This window comes from Paenibacillus senegalensis JC66 (assembly GCF_000285515.1).
GTDB classification, from domain to species: Bacteria; Bacillota; Bacilli; order Paenibacillales; family NBRC-103111; genus Paenibacillus_L; species Paenibacillus_L senegalensis.
In genome coordinates, this window is the sequence record NZ_HE610957.1 from 51,855 (window position 1) to 70,029 (window position 18,175).

At 48.7% G+C, this 18,175-nt stretch carries 13 protein-coding genes; 12 read left to right on the forward strand and 1 reads right to left on the reverse strand.

Going from position 1 to position 18,175, the window contains the following annotated elements; translation table 11 throughout:
• Positions 1-379: 379 nt before the first annotated feature.
• From PSHG_RS00670 to PSHG_RS00720, 11 genes are all read left to right on the forward strand, one after another.
• Positions 380-2,014, forward strand: a complete 1,635-nt coding sequence (locus tag PSHG_RS00670) for a peptide ABC transporter substrate-binding protein (RefSeq protein ID WP_010267982.1) — start codon at positions 380-382, stop codon at positions 2,012-2,014.
• Between the two features lie 136 nt (positions 2,015-2,150).
• Positions 2,151-3,071 (forward strand): ABC transporter permease, encoded by a 921-nt coding sequence (locus PSHG_RS00675; protein WP_010267983.1) that lies wholly within the window; start codon positions 2,151-2,153, stop codon positions 3,069-3,071.
• Positions 3,072-3,082: 11 nt separating this feature from the next.
• Positions 3,083-4,015, forward strand: a complete 933-nt coding sequence (locus PSHG_RS00680; protein ID WP_010267984.1) for an ABC transporter permease — start codon at positions 3,083-3,085, stop codon at positions 4,013-4,015.
• A 12-nt stretch (positions 4,016-4,027) separates the two neighbouring features.
• Positions 4,028-5,068 (forward strand): ABC transporter ATP-binding protein, encoded by a 1,041-nt coding sequence (locus tag PSHG_RS00685; protein WP_010267985.1) that lies wholly within the window; start codon positions 4,028-4,030, stop codon positions 5,066-5,068.
• Positions 5,061-6,047 carry an ABC transporter ATP-binding protein gene (locus PSHG_RS00690; RefSeq protein ID WP_010267995.1) on the forward strand — a complete coding sequence of 329 codons (987 nt, stop codon included), beginning with the start codon at positions 5,061-5,063 and terminating at the stop codon, positions 6,045-6,047. The genes PSHG_RS00685 and PSHG_RS00690 overlap by 8 nt, the downstream gene beginning before the upstream one ends.
• A gap of 4 nt (positions 6,048-6,051) precedes the next feature.
• Positions 6,052-7,431, forward strand: coding sequence for a TldD/PmbA family protein (locus PSHG_RS00695; protein WP_010267997.1), 1,380 nt, complete (start codon positions 6,052-6,054; stop codon positions 7,429-7,431).
• Positions 7,432-7,468: 37 nt separating this feature from the next.
• The gene (locus PSHG_RS00700; protein ID WP_010267999.1) at positions 7,469-8,830 is read left to right on the forward strand and encodes a TldD/PmbA family protein; all 1,362 of its coding nucleotides are present in this window, start codon (positions 7,469-7,471) and stop codon (positions 8,828-8,830) included.
• Positions 8,831-8,853: 23 nt separating this feature from the next.
• A complete protein-coding gene (locus tag PSHG_RS00705; protein ID WP_010268002.1) occupies positions 8,854-9,498 on the forward strand; it encodes a helix-turn-helix transcriptional regulator in 645 nt (214 codons plus the stop codon).
• Entirely contained in the window at positions 9,488-9,955 is a 468-nt protein-coding gene (locus tag PSHG_RS00710; protein WP_010268003.1) for a RidA family protein, read from the forward strand. Before PSHG_RS00705 ends, PSHG_RS00710 begins: the two co-directional genes overlap by 11 nt.
• A 4-nt stretch (positions 9,956-9,959) precedes the next feature.
• Complete coding sequence (locus tag PSHG_RS00715; RefSeq protein WP_010268005.1) at positions 9,960-11,168, forward strand: MalY/PatB family protein; 1,209 nt, start codon at positions 9,960-9,962, stop codon at positions 11,166-11,168.
• Positions 11,165-12,607, forward strand: a complete 1,443-nt coding sequence (locus PSHG_RS00720; protein ID WP_010268011.1) for a Sapep family Mn(2+)-dependent dipeptidase — start codon at positions 11,165-11,167, stop codon at positions 12,605-12,607. Before PSHG_RS00715 ends, PSHG_RS00720 begins: the two co-directional genes overlap by 4 nt.
• Positions 12,608-13,213: 606 nt before the next feature.
• Here the strand turns inward: PSHG_RS00720 and PSHG_RS00725 are convergent.
• Entirely contained in the window at positions 13,214-14,692 is a 1,479-nt protein-coding gene (locus PSHG_RS00725; RefSeq protein WP_010268020.1) for an Lsa family ABC-F type ribosomal protection protein, read from the reverse strand.
• A gap of 830 nt (positions 14,693-15,522) precedes the next feature.
• Between PSHG_RS00725 and PSHG_RS30825 the strand changes: the two genes are divergently transcribed.
• Positions 15,523-18,175: Tn3 family transposase (locus PSHG_RS30825; RefSeq protein WP_010268023.1), on the forward strand; the 2,653-nt coding region annotated here is incomplete at its 3' end.

The following is an 18,175-nucleotide window of genomic DNA, read 5'->3' on the forward strand; positions in this document are numbered from 1 at the left end:
ATTAGGATGAGAGTGACAGAGATTGCGGGACGCTAAATGAACTTTATTTCCGATTGAATAATTATGCGATATTCGTTAATAAAAATCAAAACAAGGTAGTGTGAATGTAAGTAAAATTGACTTCAACATGCTACCGAATCATGAAATTTGCACAAAATCATAGTTAACCTTTAAAAATCCACCCGAAATGTTATATAACATAACATTTTGGCCCAAAAAATAGGTTGACAATTTGTTAGAATTGGATGTATAACTATAAAAAATAAACATGCTAGTTTAGGAAGCGAAAAATTGGGAAAGGAGTTCTGTGGTAGATTTACAAATTGTCAAGTTTTCTTAAAGACGCACTTACACATTTCATTTTTTGGAGGGGTCAGTTTTGAAAAAGGGTTGGTTGATTCTTGTAAGCTTGTGTTTGATCGGAGGCTTACTCGCAGGCTGTACTACCGCTTCAGAGGGCACTGGCGGGGGTGAGGGAGATGCAGGCGGGAAAAAAATACTTACTTATTCCATGGGAGCCGAACCCGGAACCTTGGATAGCAATAAGAGTGTAGATGATATGTCCAACGAGATTTTATTCCATATTAGTGAAGGGCTTGTGCGAAACATCAATAACGAAACCAAGCCGGGAATAGCCGAGCGTTGGGATGTGTCTGATGACGGACTGACCTACACCTTCTACTTAAGAGAATCTGTCTGGTCTGACGGTGTACCCTTGACCGCCCATGATTTCGAGTATACCTTTAAACGGTTTCTTGATCCGGCAACCGGCTCTTCCTTTGTTGAGAAGGTTGATGCGATTGTAAACGCGATGGCTTATAACAGGGGGGAAATAACAGATGCTTCCCAGGTAGGCGTCAAGGCGCTTGATGATCATACACTTGAAATTAAATTGGAATATCCCGTTCCTTATTTCCTGGTCACCATCGGCAGCAACTCTTACTTCTATCCGGTCAGACAGGATGTTGTCGAAGAGCACGGCTCCAACTATGCAGCTGACGCGGACAAAATCGTTACAAATGGACCGTTCACTCTGGAGAGATGGAACCATGAGGCGGAAATTCGCATGGTCAAGAACGAAAATTATTGGAACGCAGATGCCATTAAGCTCGATGGAATTACTCAACTGATTGTTCCGGACAGCAATACGGCAGCGAATATGTTTGACACTGGCGAATTAGATTATTTGCCAAGTATTCCGGCCGCATTGATTACCAGCTATCCGAATGCTGAAAATTCGCTTGCCGGGGGCGTGCAGATGCTGCAATTTAATCTTGACGGGGATACGCCGGAATCTCAGCCTTTGATGTCCAATGTCAATTTTCGCAAAGCGTTAAGTTATGCACTGAACCGCAACAACATTGCAGCAGCGATTGCCCCGCCGGGGACAGAGCCGGCAGGACGTTTTGTACTGCCAACCTTTACTTCTTACCTGCAAGAGCACCCGTTTGAAGGAGTGCCTCTTGAGGGGGATGAAGACAAGGCGAGAGAATACCTGCAAATCGCATTGGACGAGCTCGGTATGTCTATTGATGAGCTGCCAGTAATCCGCTATGTAGGTATGGATGGCCGAAACCGGGTCTATGCAGAAGCGCTTCAGGATGCCTGGGTACAAGTATTGGGGCTGAACAATATTGAAATCCAGATTCTACCCGTGCCGCAAGCAATTGAGGCTACGATGAATAGAGAATACGATATCTACCTGCAAAGCTTGACCGCTTCCCGCGATGTGTCCGAGCTGTTCGACTACTGGGTAGCTGGCGGAAGCGTTAACTGGACTGGCTGGGACGATGAAGTCTATACCGAGATGTATCAAGAGGCGATGAGAATCGTTGACCCGGCAGAAAGAGATCAAGCGCTTTTTGAAGTGGAAAAATATATGTTCGAGAACGGGCCGCTGGAACCGTTTATGTATGTCGGCAACAGCTACGTGGTTCATGATTATGTCAGCGGCATTATTAGGTCGGCAGTTGGCGCTCCTTCACAAATGATTTACGCGGACATTGCCAAGTAATTAGTGTTTTGCCTATGAAATAAGGGAGGCGCTCAAAGAAGGCCAGGCCCTGGTCCTAGAAGTTTCTTTTCATGACCAGGGCTTTTCTTTTTTTAAACAAAGCAAGCACGGATCTTAATCTATGGAGGCGACTGGCTTGAAAAGATATATTATCAGACGCGTGTTTATATCACTGCTAACGCTCTGGCTGCTGGCCACCGTGTCTTTTTTCCTGCTCCGGTCGTTACCCGGCAATCCGTTTCAGACCGAAACGCTTCTGTCAGCGGAGGTACAGGAGCGCATGATGGCGTATTACGGATTGGATAAGCCGCTATATGAGCAGTATTTCCAGTATATGGGCAATCTGCTTAAAGGAGATATGGGATATTCACTGAAATACACAAATCGGTCCGTGAACAGCATAATTGCCGAATCGTTCCCAATCTCCGCCGAGCTCGGCCTTCGCGCGCTTGCGCTAGCGGTTCCATTAGGCCTGCTGCTGGGTGTTATCGCCGCACGGAGAAGAGGCAAGGCTGCAGATTACTTGTGTGTGTTCGTTGCCGTCATCGGCATTTCGGTACCAAGCTTTATTGCCGGAACCCTGCTGCAGTACACCTTTGGCGTCAAGCTGGGAATCTTTCCGGTTGCCCAGTGGAACAGCGTGTGGCACACGGTATTGCCCTCACTGGCGATGGGGTTATCCCTTATGGCCACCCTCACACGCTTGATGAGGGCCAGTATGCTTGAAGTAACCAGTCAGGATTATATTAAAACGGCTAAAGCCAAAGGGCTAGGCAGTCTGAAAATTATTTGGAGCCACCAGCTGCGCAATGCGATGCTGCCAATTGTAACCGTTCTTGGACCGCTGGTCGCTAGCGTGCTGATGGGGACTTTTGTCATTGAGCAGATTTTTGCCATTCCCGGCTTAGGGATGCACTTTGTCCAATCCGTACAATCTCTCGACTATACAATGGCTCTTGGGCTGACCATTTTCTTTGGCGCATTCTTGGTGGCTGCCAATTTTATCGTCGATATTGTGTATGGATTGATCGATCCTAGAATCCGGGTAGCTGATTAAGGAGACTTCAAATGAATAAAGAACTGAACGTCAAACGTCCTGCTGATCCCTTTGAGATGGTAGGCATCAGCGATACGGCCGGACAGCAGGTGATCAGGCCAAGTTTATCGTTTTGGCAGGATGCCTGGCACCGGCTTATGAAAAATAAAGTGGCGATGCTCGGTCTAGGCATCATTGTGCTGATGGTTTTCTTTGCAATATTCGGACCGATGATGACACCTTACCGTTACAACGACACTAATCTGACGAATATTAATGCCCCGATGTCTGCCGAGCACTGGTTCGGTACCGATAACCTTGGACGCGACTTGTGGGCGAGAGTATGGATGGGCGCAAGGGTATCCCTCATCGTTGGCGTGCTGGGAGCTGTGGTCCCCAGTCTGATCGGCATTATTATCGGAGGCATTTCCGGTTATTTTGGCGGCAGGCTTGATATGCTGATCATGAGATTTATTGACATCTGCATCTGCATTCCGCAGTTGATTTATGTCATCCTGATCATGATTTATTTTGGCTCCGGTCCCGGTCCCATCATTGCGGCCTTTGCCATTACCGGCTGGATGAGCTCCGCCCGCAACATCCGCGGACTTGTTCTGCAGCTGAAGGAGCGGGAATTCGTGCTCGCCTCACGGGCGCTCGGAGCATCAGCGGCGCGGCTCATTGCCAAGCATCTGATCCCGAATACGCTGGGGATTATTATTGTCGGGATAACGACTGCCGTCCCCGCAGCGATTTTCTACGAAGCCTATCTCAGCTTTATTGGAATCGGCATCAAGCCGCCTATGTCCAGCTGGGGGCAGTTAGTGAATGAAGGCATTAAAGTATTCCGGGTATTTCCGGCCCAGCTGTTCATTCCATCCATTTTTATTTGCATAACGATGCTGTCCTTCAACTTGTTCGGCGATGGCCTGAGAGACGCATTCGATCCGAAATTACGCCGCTAGGAGGGATGATACGTGGAACTCATATTGGAAGTTAAAGATTTGAACGTCTCCTTTGAGACTTATGCCGGAGAAGTACAAGCCGTCCGCGGGATCTCCTTTCAATTAAGAGAAGGGGAAACCTTGGCAATTGTCGGGGAATCCGGATCGGGAAAAAGCGTGAGCGTCCAATCGATTCTTAAGCTGATTCCTTCGCCCCCCTCCAAACTGAAGAGCGGTGAAATTGTGTACAAGGGTCAAGATTTGACCCGGCTCTCGGATAAAGCGATGGAAGCAATCCGGGGAAAAGAAATCTCGATGATCTTTCAAGATCCTATGTCTTCTCTCAATCCGACTATGAAAGTAGGAAAGCAGATAATAGAGGGGATACGCAAGCATGAAGGGCTCAGCACCAAGGAAGCGCGCAAGCGGGCGGCTGAAATGCTCCGCCTTGTCGGCATACCGGATTATGAGACAAATATGGACCGCTATCCCCATCAATTCAGCGGAGGCATGCGTCAGCGCGTAATGATTGCGATTGCCCTGGCTTGTAATTCCAAAATTTTACTCGCAGATGAGCCGACTACCGCACTGGATGTTACGATGCAGGCGCAAATTCTGCAGCTGATGAATGACTTGAAGGACAAGCTGAAAACGGCTATCGTCCTGATCACTCATGATTTGGGAGTCGTCGCTCAGATGGCCGACAGGATCGCTGTTATGTATGCCGGTAAAATTGTAGAGACCGGAACCGCTGAAGACATTTTTTATCGTCCGAAGCATCCTTATACCTGGGGGCTGCTGGAATCGGTGCCGAGCTACGAGAAGCGCTCCGGCAAACGGCTGGCCGCCATTCCGGGCTCGCCGCCGGATTTGTTTGCTCCGCCGCCCGGCTGTGCCTTTGCAGCCCGATGCAAGTATTGCATGCATATCTGCAAAACCGCGGAGCCTGTGCTTGCTGCGGTGGATGGTGCTCACCAGGCGGCATGCTGGCTGCTCGATCCGCGAGCGCCGCAGGTGGCACCACCCGTGATCAAAAGTCACAGGAAACAGGAAGGGGGCGGGGAGCATGTCTAACGAATTGTTAGTCGTGCGCGACCTGGAGAAAAGCTTTCAGGTAGGCCGGGGTGTCGAATTCAAAGCGATTGACAAGGTCAGCTTTTCGATTGCCCGGGGGAAAACGCTTGGTCTGGTTGGCGAGTCAGGCTGCGGCAAAACCACTATCGGCCGTACAGTGGTCCGGTTATACCAGGCGGATGGAGGACAAGTGCTGTTTCAGGATATGGACGTGCACCGCGTTACCCGCAAGCAAGCTCATGAGCTTACGAAAAGAATGCAGATGATCTTTCAGGATCCGTATTCTTCCCTGAATCCTAGAATGACTGTAGGGGACATCATTGGAGAAGGGCTTGATATTCACAAGCTGTATAACGGCAGAAAGGCGCGCAATGAACGCATATATGAACTGCTGGAGATGGTTGGCTTAAATCGGGAGCATGCCGGGAGGTTTCCGCATGAGTTCTCCGGGGGCCAGCGTCAACGGGTTGGAATAGCAAGAGCCTTGGCCGTGGAGCCGGAATTTATTGTTTGTGATGAAGCGATTTCTGCTCTGGACGTGTCGATTCAGGCCCAAATTATAAATTTGCTGATGGATCTCCAGGATGAGCTTGGCCTGACCTATTTGTTTATCGCTCATGACTTGAGTATGGTGCGGCATATTTCGGATGATATTGCTGTGATGTACCTCGGCAATCTGGTTGAAAAGGCGGAAACGGATACGCTCTATACTAAGCCGCTGCATCCTTATACGCAAGGGCTGCTCGAAGCGGTACCGACACCTGATCCCATTTACGAGAAACAACGTGAAAAAATTTTGCTTACCGGAGACGTAAAATCCTTCAAGGGAGAGCGCAAGGGCTGCGTCTTCGCCAGCAGGTGTAAATATGCGGCAGATCTATGTCAAGAAGTGAAACCGGAGCTTAGAGAAATTGAGCCGGCGCATTTTGCGGCCTGTCACCGGATCGAGGAATTGAACGGGGCTAGCAGAAGGAGATGAACAGATGATAAGCAGGACATTAATGGAAGAAGTGATAGCTGCGGCATTGGCTTCCGGCGGTGATTATGCAGAGCTGTTTTTGGAAGACACCCGGCGGAACACGATGACGATGTCGGGCGGCCGCATCAATGTTATTCTATCGGGCTGCGATTATGGTGCATCCGTGCGCATTCTGCGAGGAACGGACAGTATATATGCTTACACCAATGACGTTTCCCGTGAGTCGTTGCTGAAGCTGGCCAAGCAAGCGGCGAGCAGCCTTGGGGAAATAGCGGAAGGAAAACAGGTGTCCTTAGTTGAAAGATATAACTTGAATTACAGCCAAACACTGATTGTTCCTTCCTCCGTTTCTAACAAAGATAAGGCGGAGCTGGTTAAACGGGCCTACTGGGCGGCCAAGGAATATCATCCTGAAGTTGTCCAGGCGATTGTTACGTATAAAGATATTGACCAAAAAATTACGCTGGCTACAAGCGAAGGTCTTTACACTAACGACCGCAGAATTTATACATCTTTTGGCGTACGTTCAATTGCCAACCGCGGCTCCGAAAATCAGGTTTGCAATAAACGGTATGAGGTTCAGGGAGGACTGGAATTATTCGAGAACTGGTCACCTGAATGGATAGGCGAGCAGGCGAGTCAGGTGGCGGTCATGAAGCTGGATGCCAGGCCAAGCCCAATTGGAGAAATGCCGGTTGTCCTGCCCAGAGGAACAGGCGGTATTTTCCTGCACGAGGCCTGCGGTCATTCCTTGGAATCCAGTTCTGTAGCTAACGGCGGCTCCGTATTCTCAGGTAAGCTGGGAAGTCAGGTCGCAACTGACAAAATTACAATTTATGACGATGGTACCATACCCGGTGCCTGGGGATCCATTAATGTAGATGACGAGGGAATTCCCTCGCAAAAAAATCTTCTAATCGAAAACGGGATTTTGAAAGGCTATATGATTGACAGGCTGGGTGCCCGCAGAATGGGCATGGAGCCTACGGGAAGCGGGCGCAAGGAATCGTACCGCTTTGCTCCCACGTCACGGATGACCAACACCTATATTGTGGCAGGCGAGGATGAAGAGCAGGATATTATCAGCAGCGTGGAATACGGTCTTTACGCCAAGGAAATGGGCGGCGGCACGGCGAATCCGCAGACCAGTTCCTTTAACTTTAACGTTCAAGAAGCCTACCTGATTGAGAACGGACGGATCACCGTCCCTGTAAAAGGTGCCACCTTGATGGGGATGGGAGTCGAAGCGCTGATGAATATAGAAATGGTCGGCAATCAGCTGGACTTTGATGGAGGCTTTTGTGGTGCCTCAAGTGGCAGCTTGCCGGTTTCGAATGGTCAGCCGATGATCAAGATTTCTAAGCTTGTGGTGGGCGGTAAATAGTCGCTGTCTACTGAATCAGGGAAAAGGGTGGTAAAAAATGGAGTTTGAAGCGTTCAAGCAATTTTTGTTTGCGGAGGCGGAAGCGAACGGATTCGAGAAGGTTGAGCTGTATCATGTTAGCGGCTCCGGCATCTTGCTTTCTATACCCGAAGGAGAGCAGTATAACATGCGCTGCGGTGTATCGCTTCGCGGCACGGTACAAGGAGGAACGGGGACTGCATATTCCGAGCAGTTTACCGAAGAATCAGCCCGCTACCTGATTCAGACTGTGCGGGAAAACGCAAGCATTCTCGAAAATGACGGCGAAGCGTATTACCATGACGGCTCGGGCAGCTATCCTGAATTGCCGCCGGCAGACGATGAATTAGAAGACATCTCCAGGCTTTCCGCTTTGCGGGATCAGATCTGGAAGGAAATCGAAAGCTATGGCAATTTGTCCAAAACAACAGGCGTCGTTCATGCGGTAAGCAGCACGATCCGGATCGTCAACAATCAGGGGCTTGATGTCTCGACTAAATCTAACTATGTTTACTGTGTGCTTTATATGGTTGCTGAGCGGGATGGTGTATTGAAAAATTCACTATTGTACCGTGGCGGTACCCGACTGACTGATATCGACCCCCAAGACCTGGTAGGCTCAGGACAGCAGAAGGCGAATGGCTATTTTGGCGCAGAGCAGGTGGAAAGCGGAACCTATAATATTGTGTTTCCTAATGATACGGCAAGCCTGCTCGTGCAGGGCTTCTCCGTGTTCTTTTCTGCCGAATCGGTTCTAAGTGCCATATCGGCCTTGAAAGGCAAGGAAGGTCAATATGTGGCAAGCAGCAAGGTGACTATCCTGGATGATCCTCTTGATCCGCGAGGAGTATTCTGCCGTCCGTTTGATGCCGAAGGCATACCGGCCGTCAAGCGGACATTGGTGAAGGATGGGGTGCTGGAGAGCTACCTGCACAGCAGCCGGACAGCTGTTCATTTTGAGCATGCCCAGCCAGGCAATCACCACCGTTTAGATTATAATTATCAATCGGCGGTGTACCCGTCTAATTTTTATTTGGCTGCGGGTGAGAAAAGCCTGGACGACCTTATAGCAGAATTGGGAGACGGACTCTATGTGACAGATGTTACGGCGTATTTCCATGGAGCCGGAATAAATGCGGCTTCCGGCGAATATTCCATTCCCGCAACGGGTTATGTAGTAAGAAACGGCAAGATTGAGCGCCCCTTCGATGGCGTTACGATAGCTGGAAGTTTATATGATTTTATGAAAAATATTAAAGAGGTTGGCAGTGATCTATTATTCGGGCTGCCGACAAGCTTTCGGCCGGGAGCTCCGATGGCACATGGCTGCTACGGCTCTCCTTCAATTCGGGTTGACGGAATTACCGTCTCCGGAAAATAACTATTATGAAATGGGGGATCTCCATGGACAAGGAGCAGGCCTTTGATTTTCTCAACCGGCTGGCCAAAGGGATTGCTGTAACTTTCGGCAGCTCATGCGAAACCCTGATTCATGATATGAGCGTAAAGGGGCACCCGATAGTAGCCATCTATAACGGTCACGTTACCGGAAGGGAAGTAGGCTCCATTGTTGATGTCCTGGGGTCGACCAAGGACCTGGACGAGTTCGTAACCGGAGTTGATTTTGTTAACCACCTGGCGGTTACTCCTGAGGGAAAGCAAATTAAAAGCTCCACGTTTCAACTGGTGGGGGAAGATTACCAATATGCATTGGGAATCAATTTTGATTTCAGCGATTTGCTGCAAGCGAACCGTCTGCTGCTGGGGCTTATGAATGTGGGCGGCGATTTGCAAAGCGCGATATGGCAGGCTGGAGAAGGGATGCTGAGTGAGATTTTTGACGAAGCTCTGGCAATCGTTGGCAAGCCGTTGGATGACATGAACAAAAAGGATAGGCTGAAGCTTATTAAGCTGTTAAAGGATAAGAATGTGTTTAATATTCAAAAGTCCGTTCCTTTTGTTTCTGAACGTTTGAATGTCTCCAGATATACGGTATACAACTACTTGCATGAACTAGAGGAGAAGGAAGGGAAGCTAGATGAAGATTGAACAGAGAATAAAAGAACTGGGAATTGAACTGCCGTCTGCTGCCAAACCGGGAGCGCTGTATGTACCGGTTAAACGCCTGGGAACGGGCTTATACGTTTCCGGCCATATTCCCTCACAGAATGGAGAACCAGTCTATACCGGCAAGGTAGGAGCCGAGAGATCACTGGAGTATGCACAGGAAGCAGCCAGGCTGTGTGTGATCAACATCTTGGCCACGTTAAAGAGCTATACAGGAAATTTGGACCGTATTAAAGGTGTAGTGAAGCTGCTTGCTTTTGTCAGTAGTGAAGCCGGCTTTGCTCATCAACACCTGGTCATCAATGCGGCTTCTCAGCTGCTAATAGATATTTTTGGGGAGGAAGAGGGCGCTCATGCCCGTTCCGCGATTGGTACTAACCAGCTTCCATTGGATGTTACGGTTGAAATCGAGGGCATATTTGAGCTAAGGGAGCTGTAGCAGCATGAAATACGACTTTGATACGTTGGCCGACAGAGCTAACAGCGGCAACATGAAATACTTGGAGACCCCGGATGCAGTTCTGCAAGCAGGCGGCGTGTCTTACTGCGGGGCAGAGATGGATTTCAAGACGGCCCCGGTGATTATTGCAGCCCTGAAGAAAAAAGCTGAAAACGGCTTATACGGGTACACTATCCCCGATGACGATTATTGGAATGCAATCTTACATTGGATGAAAACCAGACGGGATTTTGAGATCAGCAAGGACTGGATCGTTCCGACTTATGGAACCCTGCAATCGATTGCTGCTGCGATACGCGCCTTCTCGGTTGAAGGAGACGGAGTAGTTATTCAACCTCCAGTCTATTTGCTCTACAGTAAGGTAATTGAGCGCAACCAACGCAGCGTCGTCAATAATCCGCTGATCTATGAAGCGGGGAGTTACCGGATGGATTTCGCCGGACTCGAAAGAGCGTTTGCCCAGAAACAGACGAAAATTATGATCCTGTGCAACCCTCACAATCCGATAGGCAAGGTGTGGGATGAAGAGACATTGGCCAAGGTAGCGAAACTGGCCAACCAGTATGGTATTTTAGTGATCAGCGATGAGATATTTGCGGAAATTGTATTTGATCATCATCACACCGTCCCATATATGAAAGTGCCGGGAGCTGAACAGCATGCGATTGTCGCTACTTCTCTCGGCAAAGTGTTCAACTTTACCGGCTTCGCCCACTCCAATATCATCATTGCTTCAGAACCGATACGCAAGTTGTTCGTCAAGCAGCGCGAGGTGGATCATTACGGCAGCATCAATCCTTTTTTGCGGGCTGCACTGGTAGCAGCGTATGAACAGGGCGGCGACTGGGTCGATGAAATGCTCGCTTATGTAAACGTTAATGTTAATTTGGTAAAAGATTTTTTCAAGAAGCATCTCCCGAAGGTGAACATTGCTGAATTACAAGGTACTTATCTGATCTGGATCGATTGGAACGGTCTTGGTCTCAACGAAGATGAGCTGATCGGCTTTCTGAAGGGAGAGGCTCTGCTGGACATGGATCGGGGCAGCCTGTTCGGAGAAGGCGGAGAAGGCTTTACCCGCATGAATCTGGCAACGCCTAGAAAACAGCTGGAGGAATCACTGGAGCGCCTGCTCCATGCAGCTGATCGGAGAGGCTTCACGACATCTATACAAAGGGGCTCAGTGATATGAAAACGAAACCGGACGCATATTTCGATCTGGAATCCTATTTTGATTCGGTAGAGGAATCTTTTGTTGCCGCTCTGCAGCAGCTGGTGTCGATTAGAAGCGTTAAAGAGGACGCTTTGCCGGACAAGCCTTTTGGTCAAGGGGTAGCTGACGCTTTGGACAATATTTTGAAGCAGGCGCATGAGCTTGGGATGATCACTCGCAATCATGAAGGCTATGTAGGGACTATCGATCTGAACGAATTGGAACCCGAGCTTGGCATTTTGGTGCATGTGGATGTTGTGGGAGAGGGCGATAACTGGACCAAGCCTCCTTATGCAGGCGTTGTTGAAGACGACAAGCTGTATGCACGCGGAGCAACTGATGACAAGGGACCGGCAATTGCCTCCTTATTCGCTATGGCGGCTGTTAAGGAACTCGGCATCCCGCTGCACAGTGGGGTCAGATTGATCGTCGGCACCGATGAGGAGAGCGGCTGCAGTGATACGAAATACTATTTCTCCAAGGAACAGCCGCCCAAATACGTATTCTCGCCCGATGGCGTGTTTCCCGTTATTAATACGGAGAAGGGCGGTCTTCGCACCAGCTTTGAAGGCGTGTTCGAGGAAGATGTCAGACTGCCGCGCGTTCTTTCCGTATCAGGCGGGTACCGCGTTAATGTAGTGCCGCCTTCCGCGGAGGCTGTGGTCGAGGGACTTGAGCTAAATGAAGTCCGCAGATATGCTGAGGAAGCAGCGGGCGCAACCGGAGCTGTATTCACCTGTAAAGATGCGGGCTCAGGCCGGGTAGCCATCTCGGTACAAGGAGCAGGCGGGCATGCATCGACACCTTGGCAGGGAATCAATGCCGTTACTTCTTTGCTGACACTGCTTGCGGCCCTGCCTATGGCCGACAGTGAAGCGCATCGGGCGCTCCTTGGTGTCAACCGGACATTTCCGCACGGTGATCATTATGGTGAGGCGGCGGGAATCCGTATGGAAGACGAAGTTTCCGGGCCGCTGACCTTCAACTTTTCAATCTTTGAATTTGCACCGCAGCGAATCTATGGCTTCTTCGACAGCCGGATTCCGATTTGCGCTACAGAAAGCAATACTATGGACGTGCTGGAGCAGAAGCTGTCAGCATTTGGCGTTAAGCTGAAGCGCGCAGGCTTTTCCAAGCCGCACCATACCCCGGCCGATTCTGAATTTGTGCAAACTCTTCTTCGCTGCTATGAACAGTACACCGGTCTGGAAGGAACTTGCCATTATAGCGGCGGCGGAACCTATGTGCACGGCATCGAGGGCGGAGTCGCCTTCGGCTGTACGATGCCGGGAGTCGATCCGCGTCCGCATGGGGCGGACGAATTTGTTATCCTCAAGGATCTGATAACCTCCGCCAAGATTTTCGCCCAGGTCATTATTGATATTTGCGGACAAAAGGTTGACAAGACCACTGATTAAACTAGCGGTAATGAAGCTGCAGAAATAGTGAGAAGCGGTGAAGCAGTGGTGGAGAAGCGCTGAAGCATTAGTGGGGAAGCGCTGAAAGTGCAGAAGAATGCGGAATAAGCAAAAACCGGAGAAATGGTGAGATAACGCGAAGCAGGGATTTTATTTCTAACGCTCATCCTCGCTCTTATTTGTGACAACAAAGCGGAAAAACCGTGGTTTGTAGCAAAATAAGGACGACTGCGAGCGTTAGAATCTGAACCGGGTCGCAATCATGTTACGAATCGCAAATAGATATGCGAAATGCGAATATGTTTGGAAATTCATGATGCGAACCGAAATCGCAGGTGCATTTTAGCCCGCATTCGCGCTGCATACCGCAAATCGCGCAGCAACTGCGGACAGGGCCGCAGCCAACTCTAATTGGCGGTGACAATTCCGGAGTGTAGAATTTTATGCTATAATTTCCCGGGTGAGAAACATGTAGCTGATCACCGTCATGCGACGATGAACCCGCTCGCGGGGAGCTTCGCGGTGCGGAAAACTGGCGCGAGCAATGAGCGCAGCATGGAGCGAGCAATCGTTGGCGCAATCGCAAGCCATGATTCCGCAGGCAGTTTACAGCTGGATCACCCGGGTTGCAATTTGCTTACAAAACTCGCGGTCATGCTCCACAAAAAGAAGAGTGGGTGAGTATTCGTGCAGCAGCTCTTCAATCTGCATGCGGGACAAAACATCAATGAAATTCAGCGGCTCGTCCCAAACATGCAGGTGGGCCTGCTCGCATAGGCTTCTTGCTATCAGCACCTTTTTCTTTTGACCTCCGCTATAGGCGGACATTTCTTTCTCAAACTGCTCCCTGGAAAAATCGAGCTTTCTTAAAATCGCTTTGAACAAGCTTTCGTCGATCTGCTGGCTTCGGGCGTAATCGTTTAGATTGCCTTTTAAATGCGAGGTGTCCTGCGAGACATAAGAGATTTTCAGCTGGCTGCCGATCCGTAAATTCCCGGTGTGAGCAATGTCCTCTCCGCAAATCAGCTTGAGTATACTGGATTTCCCCGAGCCGTTCTTCCCGGTTAACGCAATCCGTTCTCCTTGCTCAATTATAAATCGAACGTCTTCACAAACTTTCTTATCTTCATAGAAAATTGAAACGTTATCCAATTCGACAAGCTGTTTTTTATGATAAGCCAGCTGGGTTATTTTTAAGCTTTCGGAAGATTCGATGTTTTTAAGCAGCTTAGCTTTTTCATCGGCGGCCGACTGCCGTCTGTGCTCCATCGCTTTTGACCGCTTCATCATTTTAGCTGCTTTATGGCCGATATAGCCTTTATCCACCTTGGAACCGGAATTCCGTGTTCCATTTTTTGTTTTTTCCACCTCGTGAGACCAGTGAATAGTACGGCGGGCAGCTTCGGTCAAGTGCTTGATGTCCTTTTTCAGCTTCTCGTTCTCGGCCAGCTCATATTGATCCTGCCGCCGCTTGTTCTCCCACCAATCCGAAAAATTCCCTTTCTGTACTTCGATATTCATTTTATTAATGGAAAGAATGTGGTCGACGCAATGATCAAGAAAAGAGCGGTCGTGAGACACGAGAATAAACCCTTTCTTCTTATTCAAATATTCACTCACCAGCTGTCGGGCTTCCAGGTCGAGGTGGTTCGTTGGTTCATCAATTAGTAAAAAGCGGTTTTCCTTGAGAAATAAAGCTGCGAGCAAAATCTTGGTCTGCTCTCCGTTCGACAGCGTATGGAAAGGGCGGTACAGCGCATCTTCGGCAACGTCCAGTAAGTTCAACTCACGCACCAATTGCCAATACACATAGTCCGGAAAAATACGCTCTACAACCTCCAGCGTGTTATCCTCCATACGATTTACCGGATAGGGAAAATATTCGAACTCTACCGGGGCGGATATCGTCCCCTGGTATTCATATTTGCCAAGCAGCAGGTTGAGGAAGGTGGTCTTCCCTCTGCCGTTTCGGCCTGTAAAACCCAGCTTCCAATCCGTGTCAATTTGGAAGCTCACCTGTTCAAATATGTTATCGTAGCTGCCATCGTACGCAAATGTTAAATTCGAGACGTTAATTAAAGCCATATTCATTCCTCCTTCAGCCATAAAAAAGTAATGCTTTTAACTGTAATGTTAAGAAAACCGTTAAAGTTAACTTGCGCAAAAAAAGAAGAGCCACAAGAAAGTTACTTTTCCTGTAGCTCAAATAAATAAAACAAATCCAGCTGTCCGCACAGCAGGATAAGGATATTTAGCTTGAGTGAGAAGGGAGTAACTTTCTTGCCCATAAAGCATAAAACAAGCGAATCGCTTCGCTTTCCGTGTTTTATTACCTTATTCAATCAGCAAGAAATATTACTCCATCCTTCACACCCCATTCAATATGTTCTCTACATGCTAACATATCCTTCATTCTTAATCAACAATTTGGTACTTATGCTATGCTGCTTTATGATTATACCTTCGCGGATCTTGCCAGGCGCTGGAGCCGCCCCAAAGTCGCGATGCTGATCAGCCGCCACCTGGCTCACAGAGTGAGGCCCTGGCTGATGAGTTCGATAAATGTAACATATTTAGCGGTGAGGTGTGATAAATGTCACTGCCAAGCATGCAAAAATTAGCTGGACAATGAGACGATCAAGTTTTACAATATAAAAGGGTAAAAATTAACATTTATGTAAATAGGTATGAGCGTCAACTTTTGCTGGAAATGCCAAGGCGTGAATAAATGAGGATGTCAGTCATATTGTGTATAAAGACCACCAGTGCAAATAACACTGAAGTCCGGCCAATCGATTATGTCGCTGTTGAACCGCACTAGGTAGAATCTCGCTATGTGGAATCGCACTTGGTCAAGATCGGTTCTGTGAACATTCATTGAAAGAGGTTTAGGCTGGAACGGGAGAGTGGATTTGGTGAACACGATAGAAGTATTGACGGAAGAGCAGAGGGGGCTTTTTAAGCGAATACCGGAAGCTAATGAAGAGAAAGCCAAGCAATACTACACGTTTTCCCAAAAACAATTGGATTGTATATTTCTTCGTCGTCGAGACCATAATCGATTAGGCTTCGCCGTGCAGCTGGCTCTCGTCAGCTATCCCGGCTGGCCGCTTTCGCACTATGAGCAGATTCCTCCATCCACCATGGCCTACATTGCTCAACAAATTCATGTTTCGGCTGATATTTTTAATCAGTACGCCAGAAGAGAGCCGACCCGCAGAGAGCACCTAGAGGAAATCAGGCGTAAATTCGGATTTACTAATTTTACCGCATCCCACCATAAGCGCCTTGTAAATTTGTTATATGACAAGGCTTGGGAGCACGATAACCCCGCTGAGCTGATGGAGCAAGCTATTGGCTGGCTGCGAGAGAATAAAATCATTTTGCCAGCTATTTCAACACTGGAGCGTATCGTATGGGAAGCTATGCATAGCGTAGAGAATGAAATCTATTCGATCCTGGAAGGTTCTCTTACAGAGGAGCAGAAGCTGCAGCTGGACGCTATGCTGGAGGGCAAATCTTCCAGAACGTTAGCCTGGATAAGGGATGGAGACGAGGTGTATTCACCCGAAGGATTTGTTAAGGTGGCGGAACGCTTGAGCTATTTGCGCAGCCTAAACCTGCAGGTGGATACCGGAAAAATTCCAGACTCTCGGCTGCAGAAGCTGAAACGAATTTCCGCTGCTTACGATCCTCATTTATACAGGAGACTGAGGACGGATAAAAAGTACGGACTGCTCGGACTGCATCTTTACACGTTAGTCCCGACTCTTGTTGACCGCGCCATATCCATACATGATTTTTTGATCAGCGAATTTATTACGGTCATGTCTGTATTCTGCCGTCAAAATGGTGGAAGCGCAGAGTCATACGGCACCGGGCTTCCTTCCGCATTTCGCACCTTGTTCAAGAAGCAATATTTTCGCTTCAGGAAGTATACCCCGATTATGCTGAAGGTGCTTGATTTTCACGGAAATGAACAGACTGCTTCGCTGCTTAAAGCCATCAAAAGTCTGAAGGCGGTTAATCATATTGGCAAGCGCCACTTCACTGTACCCAATACTGAGCTTGGATTTATTCCAGAACACAAGAAAAAGCTGATAACGGATAAAAACGGAATGGTGTACAGCTATATATTAGAGATGGCCGTCATGATTGAAATCCGCAATCAGATCCGGGCCGGCAATTTGTCGGTTTCCGAAAGCGAATTACACCGTCCGTTCGAACATTTTTTGTCGTCTGCTGAAGACAAGCGGCCCCAGAACAAGAGTGAGAGTGCGATTCCTCTTGACCAATACCTGGCTGAACGAAAGCAAAGCTTGAAGAATCGTTTGCCGCTTATTTCGCATAATACGGACATATCACGTTCTAATAAACAGGTAAGCGTGGGGAAGGAATACAGAAAGTACCTAAGTCTGAATTCTTCTTTATACAGCCAGCTCCCCGGCATCCATTTGCTGGACTTATTAAAAGAAGTGGATTCTTGGACCGGTTTTGCGAGCCGGTTTACCCATGCCTCTACGCTCCGCGAACCTGATGAGCCGGAACGAGCAAGGCTGCTGTCTATTCTCATCAGTTTGGGGAGAAGGAGGAACTTGAAAGACGCAGCTGAAGCAGCTTCAGGAGCAACCTATCGGCAGATCATGAATACGCTTCAATGGCGGGTTAATGAAGACACGATGGAGGATGCGCATCGAACTCTCATTCAATTTCAAAGAAATTTGCCGCTCGCCGCTTTCTGGAGGAAAGAAAGCTTCACCTCAACAGATGTGCAGCATGTACCCGCGATCGCCAGGAAGGATAGGAGTGATAATGGCGGTGGAACAGGGAACTATTCACTATACCGCTGCATGAACGAGCAGTTCATGATTGTGTCTACCCACGGCACCCCATACGGCCATATCGGCTGGTTGCTTGGCGGGGCGATAGACCCGACCTTATCGAGCGGGCTTCATTACTGCCATGCTTCTGGTTTTGCAGATCGCTTGTTCGGATTAGCCAGCCTGCTTAACATTCGGTTAGTTCCCCGCTTGCTCCGCTTCCGCAATGTGAAGCCTTATCGAATAGGGAAAGTAGAAACGCCGCCGTTCCTAAGAACGGGGCAAATTGACACCAGGGCTATAAGGGCAGCCGGCGCCGACCTGCAGCGTCTAGCTTCTTCTATTCATTCCGGAACGGTTGCCATCGGCCATATTTATGCAAAGCTAAGCTCCCAGGAAGGATTGAAACTCGCTTTGCGGGAAATAGGCCGGATTGAAAAAACGTTGTTTTACACGGATTTTATTCGCAGCGGCAGCCTGCATAATGACATTTCCAGGGATGAGCAGCGCTGGAGGGATATGTACGCTTTGATCCGACGCCTGATTACTGCCGGCGGTGAGCGGGAGTCCATTATAAAAACCTTCGATGAACATTCCCGTTTTGTTCAAGCTAACAGCTTGCTTATTAATGCTATTGTCGTTTGGAACACTGTCCAGCTAGGCCGTTTTGTTCAAATAGAAAGCGGACCCATTGATCCCGATTGGCTGAAGCATATCTCACCATTATATGGCGGACATATTATTATTT

Bases quoted from the DNA above. Each gene is read 5' to 3' on its own strand.
- PSHG_RS00710 (WP_010268003.1), top strand. From the start codon at position 9,488: ATGAAGATTGAACAGAGAATAAAAGAACTGGGAATTGAACTGCCGTCT.
- PSHG_RS00720 (WP_010268011.1), top strand. From the start codon at position 11,165: ATGAAAACGAAACCGGACGCATATTTCGATCTGGAATCCTATTTTGAT.
- PSHG_RS00705 (WP_010268002.1), top strand. From the start codon at position 8,854: ATGGACAAGGAGCAGGCCTTTGATTTTCTCAACCGGCTGGCCAAAGGG.
- PSHG_RS00680 (WP_010267984.1), top strand. From the start codon at position 3,083: ATGAATAAAGAACTGAACGTCAAACGTCCTGCTGATCCCTTTGAGATG.
- PSHG_RS00690 (WP_010267995.1), top strand. From the start codon at position 5,061: ATGTCTAACGAATTGTTAGTCGTGCGCGACCTGGAGAAAAGCTTTCAG.
- PSHG_RS00725 (WP_010268020.1), bottom strand. From the start codon at position 14,692: ATGGCTTTAATTAACGTCTCGAATTTAACATTTGCGTACGATGGCAGC.
- PSHG_RS00695 (WP_010267997.1), top strand. From the start codon at position 6,052: ATGATAAGCAGGACATTAATGGAAGAAGTGATAGCTGCGGCATTGGCT.
- PSHG_RS00700 (WP_010267999.1), top strand. From the start codon at position 7,469: ATGGAGTTTGAAGCGTTCAAGCAATTTTTGTTTGCGGAGGCGGAAGCG.
- PSHG_RS00715 (WP_010268005.1), top strand. From the start codon at position 9,960: ATGAAATACGACTTTGATACGTTGGCCGACAGAGCTAACAGCGGCAAC.